The 16,476-nt window shown below is 37.3% G+C and carries 13 protein-coding genes and 1 pseudogene; 13 read left to right on the top strand and 1 reads right to left on the bottom strand.

Annotation, left to right across the window (positions count from 1 at the left end; genetic code table 11):
- Positions 1–139: 139 nt before the first annotated feature.
- Positions 140–520 (bottom strand): DUF3021 family protein, encoded by a 381-nt coding sequence (locus tag JCM14209_RS05760; protein ID WP_025022602.1) that lies wholly within the window; start codon positions 518–520, stop codon positions 140–142.
- Between the two features lie 310 nt (positions 521–830).
- Between JCM14209_RS05760 and JCM14209_RS05750 the strand changes: the two genes are divergently transcribed.
- From JCM14209_RS05750 to JCM14209_RS05695, 13 genes and pseudogenes are all read left to right on the top strand, one after another.
- Positions 831–1,031 carry a hypothetical protein gene (locus tag JCM14209_RS05750; RefSeq protein ID WP_025022601.1) on the top strand — a complete coding sequence of 67 codons (201 nt, stop codon included), beginning with the start codon at positions 831–833 and terminating at the stop codon, positions 1,029–1,031.
- 137 nt (positions 1,032–1,168) lie between these two features.
- A complete protein-coding gene (locus JCM14209_RS05745; RefSeq protein WP_025022600.1) occupies positions 1,169–2,809 on the top strand; it encodes a zinc ribbon domain-containing protein in 1,641 nt (546 codons plus the stop codon).
- Positions 2,810–2,875: 66 nt separating this feature from the next.
- Positions 2,876–3,061 carry a hypothetical protein gene (locus JCM14209_RS05740; RefSeq protein WP_025022599.1) on the top strand — a complete coding sequence of 62 codons (186 nt, stop codon included), beginning with the start codon at positions 2,876–2,878 and terminating at the stop codon, positions 3,059–3,061.
- Between the two features lie 123 nt (positions 3,062–3,184).
- The gene (locus JCM14209_RS09215) at positions 3,185–5,470 is read left to right on the top strand and encodes a peptidoglycan amidohydrolase family protein (protein WP_025022598.1); all 2,286 of its coding nucleotides are present in this window, start codon (positions 3,185–3,187) and stop codon (positions 5,468–5,470) included.
- Between the two features lie 117 nt (positions 5,471–5,587).
- Positions 5,588–6,712 carry an AAA family ATPase gene (locus tag JCM14209_RS05730; RefSeq protein WP_025022597.1) on the top strand — a complete coding sequence of 375 codons (1,125 nt, stop codon included), beginning with the start codon at positions 5,588–5,590 and terminating at the stop codon, positions 6,710–6,712.
- Complete coding sequence (locus JCM14209_RS09705) at positions 6,702–7,454, top strand: hypothetical protein (protein ID WP_025022596.1); 753 nt, start codon at positions 6,702–6,704, stop codon at positions 7,452–7,454. The genes JCM14209_RS05730 and JCM14209_RS09705 overlap by 11 nt, the downstream gene beginning before the upstream one ends.
- A 264-nt stretch (positions 7,455–7,718) precedes the next feature.
- Positions 7,719–10,364 (top strand): serine hydrolase, encoded by a 2,646-nt coding sequence (locus JCM14209_RS09205; protein WP_025022595.1) that lies wholly within the window; start codon positions 7,719–7,721, stop codon positions 10,362–10,364.
- Between the two features lie 103 nt (positions 10,365–10,467).
- Positions 10,468–12,315 (top strand): annotated as a pseudogene (locus JCM14209_RS10285) (KxYKxGKxW signal peptide domain-containing protein); the annotation flags it as partial.
- A 3-nt stretch (positions 12,316–12,318) separates the two neighbouring features.
- Complete coding sequence (locus JCM14209_RS10280; RefSeq protein WP_235804118.1) at positions 12,319–12,909, top strand: L,D-transpeptidase; 591 nt, start codon at positions 12,319–12,321, stop codon at positions 12,907–12,909.
- A 278-nt stretch (positions 12,910–13,187) separates the two neighbouring features.
- Positions 13,188–14,183 (top strand): PTS sugar transporter subunit IIB, encoded by a 996-nt coding sequence (locus JCM14209_RS05710; RefSeq protein ID WP_035520041.1) that lies wholly within the window; start codon positions 13,188–13,190, stop codon positions 14,181–14,183.
- Positions 14,184–14,201: 18 nt separating this feature from the next.
- Complete coding sequence (locus JCM14209_RS05705) at positions 14,202–15,005, top strand: PTS mannose/fructose/sorbose transporter subunit IIC (RefSeq protein WP_025022592.1); 804 nt, start codon at positions 14,202–14,204, stop codon at positions 15,003–15,005.
- An 18-nt stretch (positions 15,006–15,023) separates the two neighbouring features.
- Positions 15,024–15,935: a PTS system mannose/fructose/sorbose family transporter subunit IID gene (locus tag JCM14209_RS05700; protein WP_025022591.1), complete on the top strand. Its 912-nt coding sequence runs from the start codon at positions 15,024–15,026 to the stop codon at positions 15,933–15,935.
- A gap of 20 nt (positions 15,936–15,955) precedes the next feature.
- Positions 15,956–16,339, top strand: coding sequence for a DUF956 family protein (locus JCM14209_RS05695; RefSeq protein ID WP_025022590.1), 384 nt, complete (start codon positions 15,956–15,958; stop codon positions 16,337–16,339).
- Positions 16,340–16,476: the final 137 nt, after the last annotated feature.

Below are 16,476 nucleotides of genomic sequence, written 5' to 3'. Positions count from 1 at the left end.
TTTTTCATGGATTGATATAATTAAAATGAATGATAAAAGATGTTATCAAGGGGATGTATTTTTAACCTGTTTAGAAATAAGTAAAGAGTGACAAGAAAAACGCACGTGCAAGTTGCATGTGCGTTTTTACGTTGTTCGATTAATGTTTAGCGTTACGATTCAAGCGGTGACTAAGACGACTACTATCACTTGATAATAATAAGTAACTTACCGCCCAAATAATAATGTATATTCCAAGGAAAACTAAAAGAGTTATCCAATCAATCGACCAGTTGTTAAACAAAAACAACCCCCAAACTAACAGAATTGTACCGGCAAAATGATAGATTAAAGCAATCCAAAATTTTTGAACCAGATCCATGACCAAAGTCACGCAACCGATTAAGCCGCCGACAATTAAGACACTTAAAGTATTGGTTAAAGTTGGCACTAACGGTGGTGTTTGCAAGGTGATAATCATCAAGAAAATTACTGCAGCAACCCCAACTCCAATACAAAAGTCAGCTAACATGTTTTTCATAACAATTCCTCCTTAAAAATTTGATTTCTGCTAAGAAATCTTGGTGTTATTATAAGGCGCAGTTTTTACAAAAGCGTTAAAGGATTTCTAGGAATGCTTCAAGTTATGTTTGGGAAATGGGAAAATAAGTTGAATATAAAAGAGATTTTCCCTAAAAAAACAAGCGAAATGTATTGCGGAAAAGAAAAAAATTTTAAACTTTTTTCATAAAGATTTCATAATTTTCTATTAGAAATAGTTGCGCTAGAGTTGTATAATTTTATTAGAATAAGAATTTTAAGTGTAATTAAATATAAATGGGGGAAATGAAATGGCAGAATCTGAAGCGCAAAAGAGGGCTAGCCGTCGCTGGAACGCTAAGAATCGTGAACATCGATCATATTTAACATCGCGTTCTTCAGCCCGTAGCTTTATTCGCAATAAAGCCACACTTGCTGATTTAGATGAATTACAAGGTTTGATTGATACTAAGCGGCAACAATTACTTGATGAAGCGGCAATGGAAGAATAGAAAATCAATAAATTATTTGAAAACAATCTTAAAAAGGCGAGGCAATACCCTCGCTTTTTTCTTTGTTTCCAATGCAATGGACGACTTAATTATGATAAAATGAATTGTAAAATCAAAAAAAGGGGGACAAGATTCTCATGGCAAAATGTCCTAACTGTGGCAAAGAAGTCAAAAAAGACCTCAAACAATGTCCACATTGCCAAAGTGAAATCAAGCCAAAAGAAGTAGCGGCCAAAAAGACTGCGAAAAAAGGCAAAAACAAAAAGAAAGAAAAAACAAAGGCTGATATTAAAGTAGAAGATAAAAAAGGTACTTCATCGAGTCAAGACCACGATGAAAAAGAAGCTAACAGCAAAGCCAACGCTAAAACCGAAGGGGACACAAATAAAAAAGAGAATGATAACAAAGATTCTCAAGCAAAAGATTTACCCCAAGCAAACACAGCTAAAGAAGCAGAAGTTAAAGTAAGCGACTCAAAAAAAGCAGAGCCAACAAAAAAAGCCGCCACTGAAGAAAACGACAGCAGCACCAAAAAAGACTCTGCTAAAAATGAAGAGGCGCAATCAAATAAAGAAGCAAAAGCTGAGGATAAAAAGGAAGTTAAGTCCATAGTACAGGGATTAGAAGGAACACCAACTGACAAGCCGCACCCATTATCAAAGGTCATTACGCCGTATCATCCGGACTACAAGCCTTACATCATTGGGATTTTAATCAGTATATTCTTACTGGGTGTCTTTTTATTCACACTGACACGTTTCAACAATCCCATCCCACCTCAAATGACAAGTTTCGGGCAACAAACTAAGCAACAAGAACAACATGTCTGGTTTGTCACGGGGCCAACAAAAGGCGAAAATGCGCCAATCACCAAGATTATCGTGCTCAAGCATGGAAAAGGGATTGCTTATCAAGTCTTTGATGAAAACTTGACTTTAAAGAAAGTCGCTAAGATGAATGAAGACCAAGTGATTAATTTAGCGAAGCAACAAGACCGCATCTACTTTGAAAAAGCAGCGGCGCGTTTTGAAGCCTTACGTGATGGCAAGAACGCTGAAGATTTCGGCCATCCTACTTGGATGAATGATTTAAATTCCGGGAATCGCTTATTCTTCTCGTTTGAAAATAAAAATGACAACAGTTGGCGAAACGCGAACTTAATTGATGAAAATCAATACAACCAACTCAATGACAACAAGAAGTTCACCCGCGTAACGAAGACTGAACAGGAATTCGTCGATCAGCTTGGTCCAAGCGATAAAGCGGATATGAAGATGCAAGATGATTTGAAAAAAGAATTAGCTAAACGTCGTTATAACGGGCTTATCAACAACTTAAACGCGATGAAATACATCGAACCTAAGTGGCAAGCAGTCAAAATCGACAACTTCAACCAAGGTGATGAAGTGTCCCGCCAAGTTGTGCGTATTAAAGAAGTTAACAAGCTTAACTATCCGCAATCAACGACCCAAGATATTTTAAACAAGCTAACGGCTGAGCAAAAACAAAAAGTCCAAGCCGCTGCTAGTTCATACCAAAACACAAGTAATTTTGGTTCAAGATACAACGCGGTTAACGCAGCCTTCAGTCAAGAATACTTCAACCAAATTATGCGTGATTTCTTCAAGCCGGCGCAAGTTGAAATAAAATACGCTATCAACGAACCAACATCCCTTGATTTTAAGGATGCACGTTTCATTGGTTACCAAGCCAAAGACGGCGGTTACTTGGTAATGAAAGCTCAAAATGGTAGTCAAAAAGTAATTTTAAGCCAGTAAAGACTTGTGATAAATTAGGATTATATGAGATAATAATAGTATCAACAACATAGGAGAAAATGAAAAATGAACAAAGATGAAGCAATCAAGTTTTTTATGGAAAATAAAGATAAGTTAGACATCAACGAAATTTCTGAAAAAGTTGGCGTTGGTGTGGAAACTTTAGAAAAATGGAACCAAGATTTTATCAAGAATGATAAGGTTGATGACATTTTAGGGATGGTTAAAGGCGCCCTTAAGTTCGGTAAATAAATCAAAGAAGGTTGGAAGCAATTCTAACCTTTTTATTTTGGAAATTTTTTGTTGTGAACCTTGAATGCTGGGGGATTCAGCGTATACTTAGGGATAGATTAATTTTAATGTGGGGGAAATGAAATGCGAGAACAAAAATTACACTACAAAATGTACAAAGCTGGCAAAACGTGGGTCTTTGCGGGGATTACGACGCTTACTTTGATGACCATTAGCGGTGTTAATGTCCATGCTGATGAAGTGACATCAACGCCAAATCAAGAAACATCAACGCTTAATCAAAATGATTCAACGGTTAATCAAGAAGCGGTGACGCTTAATCAAACAAAGGATGCACCTTCAAATAATGCAACCCAAACAAGCGTGACACCAAAAGCTGAAGAAACTCCAGCAAAAACTCAACCAACAAAAACGGCCGATCAACTTGCACCTACCGCAGCTGATTCTCAAGTTCAAACAACACCGGTGCAAGAGCAACCAAAGCCAACGCAAGTTTATGAAAAAGGCTACTGGTACTTACGTGATAGCCAAGGTAAAAATTTAACGGGCTTCCAAGATATTGCAGATCAAAACAAACGCGTTTATTACAACGACCAAGGTCAAATGCAATACGGCCAACAATATATCGCCAAGCATTGGTACTTATTTGATAAGAGTTCGGGTGCGATGAAGACAGGGTTCCAATGGATCGCGGATCAAAAGAAAACTGTATACTACAACGAAGATGGCCAAATGCAATATGGCTTCCAAATGATTAACGATAAACGTTATTTCTTTAATCGTTCATCAGGCGCGCGGACTCAAGATGGTCAACGAAATATTGATGGCAAATGGTATCTCTTTGATAACAATGGCGTGATTCAAACCGGTTTCCAAGCTATCAAGGATCAAAACAAAACGGTTTACTATAATGCTTTAGGTGAGATGCAATATGGTTTCCAAACGATTAACAATAACCAATATTTCTTCAATCGTTCATCTGGCGCCAAAAGTGTCGGGCAACAATACATTGACGGTAAGTGGTATCTCTTTGATAACACGGGCGTGATGCAAAAAGGTTTCCAATACATCAAGGACCAAAATAAGACGGTTTATTACAATGAAAAAGGTCAAATGCAATATGGGCAACAATATATCAACGGATATTGGTACTTATTTGACAAGGCAACGGGGAAGGTGAAGACGGGCTTCCAACGAATTGCCGAACAAAATAAGACGGTTTACTATAACCCAAGTAACGGCCACATGATGTACGGCCAACAATATATCGATGGACACTGGTACTTATTTGATAAGAGTTCAGGGGCGATGCAAACTGGCTTCAAGGATCTAACTCCATACGGCCAATCTAAAACCGTGTACTACAACCAAGATGGTCACATGTTATACGGCCAACAAAACATCAATGGCAAGTGGTACTTGTTTAACAAGAATACTGGTGCGATGCAAACAGGTTTCCAAAACCTCACACCTTATGGCCAAAATAAAGTGGTTTACTATAATGAAAACGGGCAAATGCAATATGGCTTCCAAGTAATCAATGGCAAGCAAATGTACTTTGACAAAGTTTCTGGGGCTCAAGCTTTTGGCCAAAAGAATATCAATGGTAAATGGTATCTTTTCAATAATGAAGGCGTTATGCAAACAGGTTTCCAATGGATTTCAAACCAAAACAAACAAGTTTACTATAATGAAAAGGGCCAAATGCAATACGGTCAACAATACATTAACGGCTACTGGTACTTATTTGATAAGAGTTCTGGTGCCATGAAAAACGGCGTTCAAAACCTCGCTGCCTATGGTCAAAATAAGATTGTCTACTATAACGCCCAAGGTCAAATGCAATATGGCTTGGTCGATGTAAATGGCAGAAAACTTTACTTTACTCCAGGCTCTGGGGCCTTTGATCGCCAAAAAGTTTATGATCAAAACGGCAATTACAGTGAATTACTTTCTAAGGTTGTTAAATGGTACGACGCTCACATGGGAAAAGTCACATATAGTATGGCGGGTTCACGTTTCGGCGCTGATGGAACAGCCGATTGCTCTGGTTCACTAGCGAAGGCTTTAGTTTTAGCGGGTACATCTTACGTAAGCGATCGTGACATTACACGTTATTTAGATACTGAAACCTTGCACGATTACTTATTGAAAAACGGCTTCAAATTAGTGGGGCACGCTGATAAGATGAATGATTTCCGTCCCGGTGATATTGTAATTTGGGGTAAAAAAGGCCACAGCAAAAACAGTTTCGGTCACACAGGAATTATCAGTTTCGCTGACGGGGTGTTAAATGACACCATGTTGTTATCAACAAATTATGCATCTAACGGGATTAGCAACGACAATTACATGAAAGTTTGGAATAAGCATAATCAAATGTACACATATATCTATCGTTTGGGATAGAGGAAAAAGACTAGGGCAACCTGGTCTTTTTTTGACTGGTTAACGATAAATTGAAAAATGAGAGGTAATATCTTATAATTATAATCGTAAAAAAAATACGGTTAAGGAGTGATGGCGATGTTAAGAAGTGTGACAGTAAGTGGATTTAAAAATTTTTCAAATAAAATGACATTTGATTTAACTGCTGGTAATTACTCGTTTAATGATGAAGGAATTACGGAAAATGGTAGGTTAGTTAAGAACGCCATTGTCTATGGTAAAAATGGTAGTGGAAAGTCTAACTTAGGCTTGGCAATTATGGATATTATTACCCACTTAACCGATAAACAAGTAAACTATGATGATTATAGTAATAAGTACTATGTTAATTTAGAGTCTGATTTTACTGCTGCAGAATTTAGATATGAATTTGAATTTGAGAGCGGAAACTTAGTTTATGTATGCAAAAAGAAGAATTATGATGATGTTATTTTTGAAGAAATTTTAATTAATAAACGAATAGTACTTCAATATGATAGAGAAAAAAATTATAAATTTGTCGATTTAAAAGGAACTGAATCATTAAATTTAAATTATGATAATCCAAGCCTGTCTTTAACCAAGTATGTTTTTGCTAATACAGGATTGGATCCAGAATATAGCGAAAATAAAGTATTTTTAGATTTTAAAAAATTTGTTAACAGCATGTTGTCATTTACTTTTGTTGAATCTAGTCACTATCAAGGCTTTACCAATGGTAGTGATTCAATGATTAAAATCATTATAGAGCGAAATAAGGTGCAAGAATTTCAAGATTTCCTTAAAACGGTAGGGATAAATTACGATTTATTTGTTAAAGAGGTTGACGGTGAAAAGAAAATATATGCGCGTTTTCCATCAGGACGCGAAGTAGATATTTTTTCTATTATGTCAAAAGGAACTAAAAGTTTAGTTTTATTTTACAATTGGTACTTACATTTCGAAGATGAAGTTAGGTTTGTATTTATTGATGAATTTGATGCTAACTACCATAACGATACTTCTCGTAAAATAGTGGAATTGTTGAAAAAATTAAAGAATACGCAAAGCATCCTAACAACCCATAATACGTATAATATGAGTACTGAAATTTTGCGCCCAGACTGTCTTTTTGTTGTTCAAGATAATCAGGTTAACAGTATTCAAAATGAAACCGATCGTGAATTAAGAAAAGCACATAATTTGGAAAAAATGTATCGTGCGGGAGCTTTTGATGACAAGTAGAATTCTATTTATTTTGGAAGGAAAAAAGCCTGACAATAGTTATGCAAGATTACTTCAAGAAAAAATGGCAGAAAATGTTGTGATACAGCAATACCATACGGATATCTATGCGTTATATAGCGAACTAAAAAAAGATGAGTATTTTGATACGGTATCAATGATTGCCGAAAGAGATGCGAGTTTTGAGTATGATGAAAGTGATTTTAGTCAAATATATCTGTTTTTTGATTTGGATGCGCAACATGATGGATATGAAGCGGAGGCGTTAGACAAATTTAGAGAGCTTTTGGCCTTTTTTGATAATGAAACGGATAAGGGAAAATTGTTAATTAGTTATCCAATGGTGGAAGCATTTGATTATTTTAGTCCTAATTTTTTACCTAATACTAGCGAAAATAAATTGCAAGTTTTTCTGTATCAACATGGGGATGAAAAATTTAAAACTAAAGTTACGCGCTTCAGAAAAAAGAATCAATCAGCTGGGAATCTATCGTTAAAAGTAGATTATTTTGTATTGATAAATTTTGCTTTGTTAGATGAAGAAGATATTTTCAATCAAATAATTGACGGCACTACAATGTTAGAGCGTCAAATCCAAGAAGTTGCAAGCAAAAAAAGAGTATATATTGTAAGTGGATATGCACAGTTTATAGTTGGATACTTCGGTAGTAAATATTTCGATGATATTTTAAAAAAATATGATTATCAAAAAATGATTGTCGATGTTAAAGAGGCAAATTGAACATACAATCTAAATACTAGGGATTTTGGAAAAACCAACTTTTCTGAAAAAATGCAAAAAGTTATAATAAAACCCTAAGGAATCAGCGTTTTTTGCAACGTAATTTCTTAAGGTTTTTAATTTCTAGAATTTTTTGTATAGTCAAATTAATAGAGGAAAAAGACTAGGGCAACCTGGTCTTTTTTAGGAAACACTAAAATTTACTTTGTGCTCAAGGTATTATTATTGATATAATGTTATTAACTTATTTCAGGGGGATAAAAAATGAGTGAGAAAAAACATTATAAGATGTATAAAGCTGGCAAGCATTGGGTGTTTGCCGCCATTACGATGGCAGTTTTGTCTGTGGGGATGAGTGTTGAGGCTCATGCGGATGAAGCAAGTCAAGTACCAAAACAAAATACGGAAGCAAATACAAAAGCAGCAACTGAAACTGCAGCTAATCCAACCGTGCAACTGGAAGAAAAACCAGCCGCTAGTGAAACTCCAGCTACAAATGCACCAGCAGCGAGTTCAACTGAAACTGCAGTTGAACAACCTGAAACGCAAGCTGAAGCACCAAAAGAAAAACCAACACCACAACCAAAGCAAGTCTTTGAAAATGGTTCGTGGTACTTACGGGATGAAAGTGGCAAGAATTTAACGGGCTTCCAAGATATCAAAGACCAAAACAAGCGCGTTTATTATAACGATAAGGGGCAAATGCAATACGGCCAACAATATATCGCCAAGCACTGGTACTTATTTGATAAGAGTTCGGGTGCCATGAAGACTGGGTTCCAATGGATTGCTGATCAAAAGAAAACTGTATACTACAATAAAGACGGCCAAATGCAATATGGCTTCCAAATGGTCAATGACAAACGTTACTTCTTTAATCGCTCATCCGGCGCACGGACTCAAGGCGGGCAACGAAATATTGATGGTAAGTGGTATCTCTTTGACAACAATGGTGTAATTCAAACAGGTTTCCAATATATCAAGGATCAAAAGAAAACTGTATATTACAACCAAGCTGGTCAAATGCAATATGGTCAACAATATATCAATGGCTACTGGTACTTATTTGATAAATCAACTGGGACAGTCAAGACTGGTTTCCAACGAATCCCAGAACAAAACAAGACCGTTTATTACAGTAAGACAAACGGGCGCATGATGTATGGCCAACAATACATCGACGGTCACTGGTACTTATTTGACAAGAGTTCAGGTGCCATGCAAAAAGGCTTCAAGGATTTAACCCCTTATGGTCAAGCTAAAACCGTGTACTACAACCAAGATGGTCACATGTTATACGGTCAACAACACATTAATGGCAAATGGTACTTATTCAACAAGAATACTGGGGCTATACAAACTGGCTTCCAAGACCTAAGTGCTTATGGCCAAAAGAAAGTTGTATATTACAACGATAAAGGCCAAATGCAATATGGCTTCCAAATGATTAACGATAAGTTGATGTTCTTTGATAAAGTTTCTGGGGCGCAAGCGTTCGGCCAAAAGAACATTGATGGTAAATGGTATCTCTTCGATAATACTGGTGCGATGCAAACCGGATTCCAACGCATCTCAAATCAAAACAAGACGGTTTACTATAATGAAAAAGGTCAAATGCAATACGGTCAACAATACCTTGATGGCCATTGGTACTTATTTGACAAGGCAACTGGTGCCATGAAGACGGGCTTCCAAAAGATTGCTGACCAACACAAAACTGTCTACTACAATCAAGCTGGCCAAATGTTATACGGTCAACAATATCTTAACGGTAAGTGGTATAACTTTGACAAGAACTCAGGGGCAATGAAGACTGGTTTCCAATGGATTAACGATCAAAACAAGACAGTTTATTACAACCAAGCTGGTCAAATGCTTCACGGCCAACAATATGTCAACGGTCACTGGTACTTATTTGATAAGTCATCGGGTGCCATGCAAACCGGTTTCCAAAACTTAGCGACTTATGGTCAAAACAAAACAGTTTACTATAACGACAAGGGTCAAATGCAATATGGTTTCCAAACAATCGACGGTAAACGTTATTACTTCAACTATTCAACAGGAGCTAAAGAAGATGCGCTCACTGGTTGGAAGAATGAAAACGGCCATCAAGTTTATTATGAACCAAGTACTGGTAAGAAAGTTACTGGTGAAATTCGTTCCCTTAACGGCCGCGTTTATGCGTTTAACAAGCAAGGATACGCCACGGATTTTGCAGAATTAGCCAAGGTGGTTAATTCAGTAGGGACACCAATGTCAATTGCGATCCAAAGTCAAAAGTCAGGCCAAATCTACCATTACAGTAATCGCGGCGGTAACTACCGTTATTGGATGGCAAGTACTGTCAAAGTAGCGGTCTTAGCGGAATTACTTCATAATACTTCTGGCAACTTAACGAGCTATCAACGTCGTTTAGCTGAAAATATGATCAAAAACAGTGATAATGCTTCAACGACAACGATTGCGAACCAATTCTTAGAAGGACGGAGTAATGCAGCGGCACGCTTGTACCGTGATTTAGGGATGAATAATACGACTCCTGGAAGCAGTTGGGGAACAACACTTACAACACCAGAAGAACAATTGAAGTTATTAAAGGAAATCTATTTAACAGATAATTCACGTTACTTAAATAAGAAATCACAAAACTACATTAAGTCACTGATGCACTCAATTAACCCAAGTCAACGTTGGGGAATTTCAGCTGGTGCTAATGATTTCTATGTTAAAAATGGTTGGTTAACTAAGGGGTCTAACTACAATAACTGGTATGTTAACAGTATTGGTTTCGTGCCAAATGACGGCCAAGGATACACGATTGCGATTTTCAGTGAAGGAAATACGTTAAATAACGGAATTTCAAAAGTTGAAAAGGTTGCACGTAAAGCCAACTCAATGTTTAAATAATCAAGAAAGGAAATTCTATGGGAATTTCCTTTTTTTGTGTACAATCTAATCTTAAAAACAGGTATAATAAGGATGTTACTTAAGATATAAGGGGGACAAAAAAATGGGTGAAAAGAAAGTACATTACAAAATGTATAAAGCTGGCAAAACATGGGTGTTTGCCGCAATCGCAACTTTTGCTTTATTTGTAAGCGCACCTAGCGTTTTAGCCGATGAAGCAAACACAGCAAAAACAGACACAACAGCAGTTGTCGCTGCAAATGATGATACTAAAGATACGCAAACAGCGACACTTTCAACTGCAAACCAAGCTAATACTGCAGATACAACTGCTGCTGATACAAAGCCTGCAGCTGACACGAAAAACACACCAGAAGTAACTGCAGCAACACCAGTTAATCAAGGACCAACTCAAGTTAACGAAGATGGATACTGGTATTTACGTGATAGTGAAGGCAAGAACTTAACTGGCTTCCAAGATATCAAGGACCAAAACAAGCGTGTTTACTATGATCCAGAAAATGCACAAATGCAATATGGCCAAAAGAACATTGGGGGTTCATGGTACTTATTTGATAAGCAATCTGGAGCAATGAAAACAGGGGTACAATACATTACTGACCAAAACAAATTGGTTTACTATAATCAAAACGGTCAAATGCAATACGGTAACGTTAACATTAATGGCAAGAACTACACGGCTAATAAATCATCCGGTGCGATTCAAGGAAATGGCCAGGTTAATGTTGCGGGCAAATGGTATCTCTTTACTAATAACAAGTTAAAAACAGGGTGGCAATACATCAGCAACCAAAGAAAAACAGTTTACTATGATCCTAAAACAGCACAAATGGTTTACGGTCAACAATATATTAATGGTAAGTGGTACTTCTTAGATAAGGTATCTGGTGCCGTTAAGACTGGTTTCCAACGAATCCCAGAACAAAACAAGACAGTATACTACAATCCAAGTAACGGGCAAATGATGTATGGTCAACAATATATCGGAGGCAAATGGTACTTATTTGATAAGAGTTCTGGCGCCATGCAAAAAGGTTTCCAAGACTTGAGTGCTTATGGTCAAAAGAAGGTTGTATATTACAACCAAGATGGTCACATGCAATATGGCCAACAATATATCGCTAAGCACTGGTACCTCTTTGATAAGAGCTCAGGTGCGATGAAGACAGGTTTCCAACGAATCGCCGACCAAAATAAAACTGTATATTACAATGAAGCTGGCCAAATGCAATATGGTTTGCAAAAACTTTCAACAGGGACTTTCTTATTTGATAAATCATCAGGTGCCATGAAAGTCGGCCAACAATACTACAATGGTAACTGGTACTTATTTGATAAGAATGGTGCGATGAAGACAGGCTTCCAAAGAATTGCGGAACAAAACAAGACGGTTTACTATGATGAAAACGGTCAAATGTTATATGGTAACCAAGAAATTAACGGCAAGCATTACTACTTCAACGAAAGCACAGGTGCCATGCAAGCAAACATCTTAACTTTTGATCAAAAGACAAACAAGCTTTCATATGTTACTAAATCAGGGGCACTTGCACAAGATGAAATACTTGATTTAAATGGAACAAAGGTTGCTTTTGATGAAGCTGGTAATGTGCTTCATGAAGCTGGTGAAGCCAATATCTTAGGTCACTGGTACTTATTTGGTGAAAATAATCAAGTTCTTACTGGTTTCCAAAAGCTTTCAGGTAACCGCACTGCTTATTACAACCCTAAGAATGCCCAAATGCAATACGGCCAACAATACATTAACGGCAAGTGGTACTTGTTTGATAAAGTTAATGGTGCGATGAAGACAGGCTTCCAAAGAATTGCAGAACAAAACAAGATTGTATATTACAATGAAGCTGGCCAAATGCAATATGGACAACAATATATCAACGGTCACTGGTATAACTTCGATAAGAGTTCAGGTAAGATGTCAACCGGATTAACTTACCTTGCAGATCAAAAGAAGACTGTTTTTTACGCAGCTAACGGCCAAATGCAATACGGAATTGTGAAGGTTAATGGCACAGAAATGTACTTCAACAAGTCAACTGGAGCTCACGAACGTGACAAAGATCCAAAAGTTGACTGGCGTGGACCATCAGAAGATAAACCATACCCAGATGTCAATAAATATCCAAACATGTGGGTGAAAGTTAGCACAACTGCTAACCGTGTTTACTTAATGAATGGTAACCAAGTGCTTTACACAATGCTTGCTTCAACCGGTGCACGGGGAATGGAAACGCCAAAGGGTACATTCTACATTCAAGGTGAACGTGGAAACCACTTCTTTAATCAATATTCACGTGAAGGTGCAAATTATTGGGTATCATTCAAAGATCATGGAGTATATTTGTTCCACAGTGTTCCAGTAGACGTTAATGGTAACTATATTGTCAAAGAAGCAGAACAATTAGGTAAACAAAGCTTATCACATGGCTGCATCCGTCTTTCAGTTTCAGATGCCAAATGGTTCTACCAAAACATCAAATATGGCACAAAAGTTGTGATTAACTAACGCTAATTAAATAGGAAGAAACGTCAACGAGTTCGTTGGCGTTTTTTTATACACTTTGTATAATTATTTTTTATTAAAACTAAAGAAAATTTAATAAATAATGTAGACAAATCGACATGATGTGATATACTAGGTGTGTAAATAAAGTTTAAGAATTTATTAAGTTCCTTAAAATTGTAAGCGTTTTATGCAAAGCGTTAGATTTTGGGAAATGTTGCAATTATTTTGTTTTAGTTTAAACCGATTTACAAACTATCAATAAGGGGGGAGATTGGATTATGGTAGGAATTATCCTAGCAAGCCACGGTGCATTTGCCGATGGTATTCACCAATCAGCCGAAATGATTTTCGGTCCACAGGAAAACTTCAAAAGCTGTATTTTAAAGCCAGATGAAGGTCCTGACGATGTGCGTCAAAAGATGGTTGACGCCGTTAATAGTCTTGAAAACCAAGACGAAGTATTGTTTTTAGTTGACCTTTGGGGAGGTACACCTTTCAACCAAGCTTCAAGTTTAGTTGAAGAACACAAAGATAAATGGGCAATTGTGGCTGGTATGAACCTTCCAATGGTTGTTGAAGCTTTGACACAACGCTTTTCTTTGGAATCAGCACGTCAAATCGCTCAAGCTGTAATTCCAACAGCTGCTGAAGGTTTGAAGCCTTATCCAGAAGACTTGGCCGTTGAAACTACTTCAAGTCAACAACCAGCCGCTTCAAACGCTCCAACTGGTACAATTCCAGAAGGAACAGTGCTTGGCGACGGTCACATTGAATATGTGCTCGCCCGTGTTGATACGCGTTTATTACACGGACAAGTTGCGACAGGATGGACACATACAACTCATCCAAATCGCATCATTGTTGTTTCAGACAATGTTTTCAAAGATAAGTTAAGAACTAGCATGATTAAACAAGCTGCTCCAAACGGAGTTAAAGTTAGTGTCGCACCAATCAAGAACATGGTTAAAGCTAACAACGATCCAAGATTTGGGGATACAAAAGCGCTTGTGTTATTCGAAAACGTTGAAGATGCTTTGACAGCGATTAAAGCCGGCGTTGAAATTCACGAAATTAACCTTGGTTCATCAGCATATAAAGAAGGTAAGGTAAACGTTACAAAAGCCTTATCATTTGATCAAACTGATGTTGATTCAATCAAGGAATTACAAAGTTTAGGCGTTAAGTTCGATGTCCGTGGGGTTCCTTCAGATAGCCCAGCTAACATTGATGACTTAATTAAATCAGCTGAAAAGAAATTAGCTGAACAAAAATAATAAATGAGGTAAAAGATAATGAGTACATTACAAATTATTTTGGTCGTAATTGTTGCATTTATTGTCGGATGTAGTTCAGTTAACGACCAAATTGAAACATATCAACCAATTATCGCATGTTCATTAATTGGTTTAGTAACTGGTCAATTACAATTAGGTATTATGCTTGGCGGTAGTCTTCAATTGATTACTATGGGTTGGGCTAACGTTGGGGCTGCGATGGCTCCTGATGCTTCATTAGCCGGGGTTGCTTCAGCTATCATCTTAGTTGAAGGTTCACAAGGCGCTAAAGGAATTGGACCTGCCATTGCTTTAGCTGTTCCTTTGGCTGTTGCTGGTTTAGGTTTAACAATGATCGTTAGAACTGTGACAGTGTTCATCTCACACATCATGGATAAGCGTGCTGAAGAAGCTGATATTAAAGGCCTTACAGCATGGCACTTTATCGGAATGTCATTACAAGGTTTACGTGTTGCGATTCCAGCCTTATTATTAATGATGATTCCTGTAAGCTTAGTTCGTCAAGGACTAGAATCAATGCCTGAATGGTTAACAGCCGGTATGACTATCGGTGGTGGTATGGTTGTTGCCGTAGGTTATGCCATGGTTATCAACATGATGTCAAGTCGCGAAGTTTGGCCATTTTTCTTCTTAGGTTTCGCATTAGCCGCAATCAAAGAATTAACATTGATTAGTTTAGGTATTATCGGTGTTTGCTTGGCCGTATTATTCTTAGCACTTGAAGGAAGCGGTTCAAACAACGGTTCAAATGGTTCAAATGGCTCAGAAGATCCACTTGGAGACATTTTGGAAGAAATCTAAAACGGGGGACGATGTATTATGGCTGACAAAATTAAATTATCAAAACGCGACCGTTTAAAGATTTTTGGTCGTTCATATTTCTTATTAAGTTCATTTAACTATGAACGTATGCAAAACGGTGGGGTAGCATATTCATTAATCCCTGCTATCAAAAAGTTATATACTAAAAAAGAAGATCGTGCCGCTGCTTTAAAGCGTCACATGGAATTCTTTAACACACACCCATTCATGGCTAACCCAATTTTCGGGGTTACATTAGCTTTGGAAGAAGAAAGAGCTAACGGGGCAGATATTGATGATGCTGCTATTTCAGGGGTTAAAGTTGGTATGATGGGACCTTTAGCGGGTGCCGGCGATCCATTATTCTGGTTTACATTACGTCCAATCTTGCTATCATTAGGTGCAAGTTTAGCTGTTTCGGGTAATGTTATTGCACCAATCGTATTCTTCGTTTTATGGAACGTAATGGCTGCTGCTGTTAAGTGGTACCTCCAAGAATTTGGTTACCGTGCAGGGACTGCTATCACTGATGACCTTTCAGGTGGTTTACTTCAAAAAGTAACGCGTGGGGCTTCAATGATGGGGATGTTCGTTATCGGTGCTTTGATCCAACGTTGGGTAACAATTACATTTACACCAGTTGTTTCAGAAGTTAAGCAACAAAAAGGTGCTTACATTGACTGGGAACACTTACCAAAAGGTGCTAAAGGATTACACGAAGCATTTACACAATATGCTGCTGGCCGCTCTTTAGATGCAACAAAGGTTACAACTTTACAAGATAACTTAAACCAATTAGTACCAGGTTTAGCTGCTTTAGGTTTAACATTCTTATGTATGTACTTACTAAAACGCAAAGTATCTCCAATCATCATCATTATTGGAATCTTCGTTTTAGCAATCGTATTACACGTAATCGGATTACTATAAGATAAAAAGGAGAAATTCAAATGGTTAAGTCACTAAATACTAAGATGGATTTAACTAATAAGGCCACTTGGTACCGTGAAGGCCCATTTTATGGCAATATCATGGTAGGTGACAAGGCCTTTGAGTTTTATAACGAAACTAAGTTAAATGATTATATCCAAATTCCTTGGGATGAAATCACATATGTGGTTGTGGATATGTACTTTAATGGGATGTATATTCCAAGATTTGAAATTCGCACGAAAAATAACGGCAAGTTCCGTTTTTCAGCCCGCGATAATCGCTCAACATTAAGAGCGATTAAGACGCATATCCCCCGTGAAAGTCTCAGAAAAGCAGTAAGTTTTACCACAATGATGAAACACCGCTTTAAGAATTTGGCACGATTGTTTAACCGTAAATAATCAGATTAAGGCTTGATGCTTAGCATCAGGTCTTTTTTTGTGGGGTGATTTAAGTGATATGGTTAGAAAATGCTAATTATTTTATGGCATACTATATTCTTTGATATAAAATATAAGTCATTTAAGTTCAAAGATTA

The organism is Ligilactobacillus hayakitensis DSM 18933 = JCM 14209, assembly GCF_000615845.1.
Taxonomy (GTDB): Bacteria; Bacillota; Bacilli; order Lactobacillales; family Lactobacillaceae; genus Ligilactobacillus; species Ligilactobacillus hayakitensis.
The sequence above is the reverse complement of the archived record's forward strand: the minus strand, read 5'-3'. Positions and strand labels throughout refer to the sequence as shown.

What these genes read in the sequence shown, in the direction of transcription:
- JCM14209_RS05760 (WP_025022602.1), bottom strand. Translation starts at nt 520, where the DNA reads ATGAAAAACATGTTAGCTGACTTTTGTATTGGAGTTGGGGTTGCTGCA.
- JCM14209_RS05750 (WP_025022601.1), top strand. Translation starts at nt 831, where the DNA reads ATGGCAGAATCTGAAGCGCAAAAGAGGGCTAGCCGTCGCTGGAACGCT.
- JCM14209_RS05745 (WP_025022600.1), top strand. Translation starts at nt 1,169, where the DNA reads ATGGCAAAATGTCCTAACTGTGGCAAAGAAGTCAAAAAAGACCTCAAA.
- JCM14209_RS05740 (WP_025022599.1), top strand. Translation starts at nt 2,876, where the DNA reads ATGAACAAAGATGAAGCAATCAAGTTTTTTATGGAAAATAAAGATAAG.
- JCM14209_RS09215 (WP_025022598.1), top strand. Translation starts at nt 3,185, where the DNA reads ATGCGAGAACAAAAATTACACTACAAAATGTACAAAGCTGGCAAAACG.
- JCM14209_RS05730 (WP_025022597.1), top strand. Translation starts at nt 5,588, where the DNA reads ATGTTAAGAAGTGTGACAGTAAGTGGATTTAAAAATTTTTCAAATAAA.
- JCM14209_RS09705 (WP_025022596.1), top strand. Translation starts at nt 6,702, where the DNA reads ATGACAAGTAGAATTCTATTTATTTTGGAAGGAAAAAAGCCTGACAAT.
- JCM14209_RS09205 (WP_025022595.1), top strand. Translation starts at nt 7,719, where the DNA reads ATGAGTGAGAAAAAACATTATAAGATGTATAAAGCTGGCAAGCATTGG.
- JCM14209_RS10280 (WP_235804118.1), top strand. Translation starts at nt 12,319, where the DNA reads ATGTCAACCGGATTAACTTACCTTGCAGATCAAAAGAAGACTGTTTTT.
- JCM14209_RS05710 (WP_035520041.1), top strand. Translation starts at nt 13,188, where the DNA reads ATGGTAGGAATTATCCTAGCAAGCCACGGTGCATTTGCCGATGGTATT.
- JCM14209_RS05705 (WP_025022592.1), top strand. Translation starts at nt 14,202, where the DNA reads ATGAGTACATTACAAATTATTTTGGTCGTAATTGTTGCATTTATTGTC.
- JCM14209_RS05700 (WP_025022591.1), top strand. Translation starts at nt 15,024, where the DNA reads ATGGCTGACAAAATTAAATTATCAAAACGCGACCGTTTAAAGATTTTT.
- JCM14209_RS05695 (WP_025022590.1), top strand. Translation starts at nt 15,956, where the DNA reads ATGGTTAAGTCACTAAATACTAAGATGGATTTAACTAATAAGGCCACT.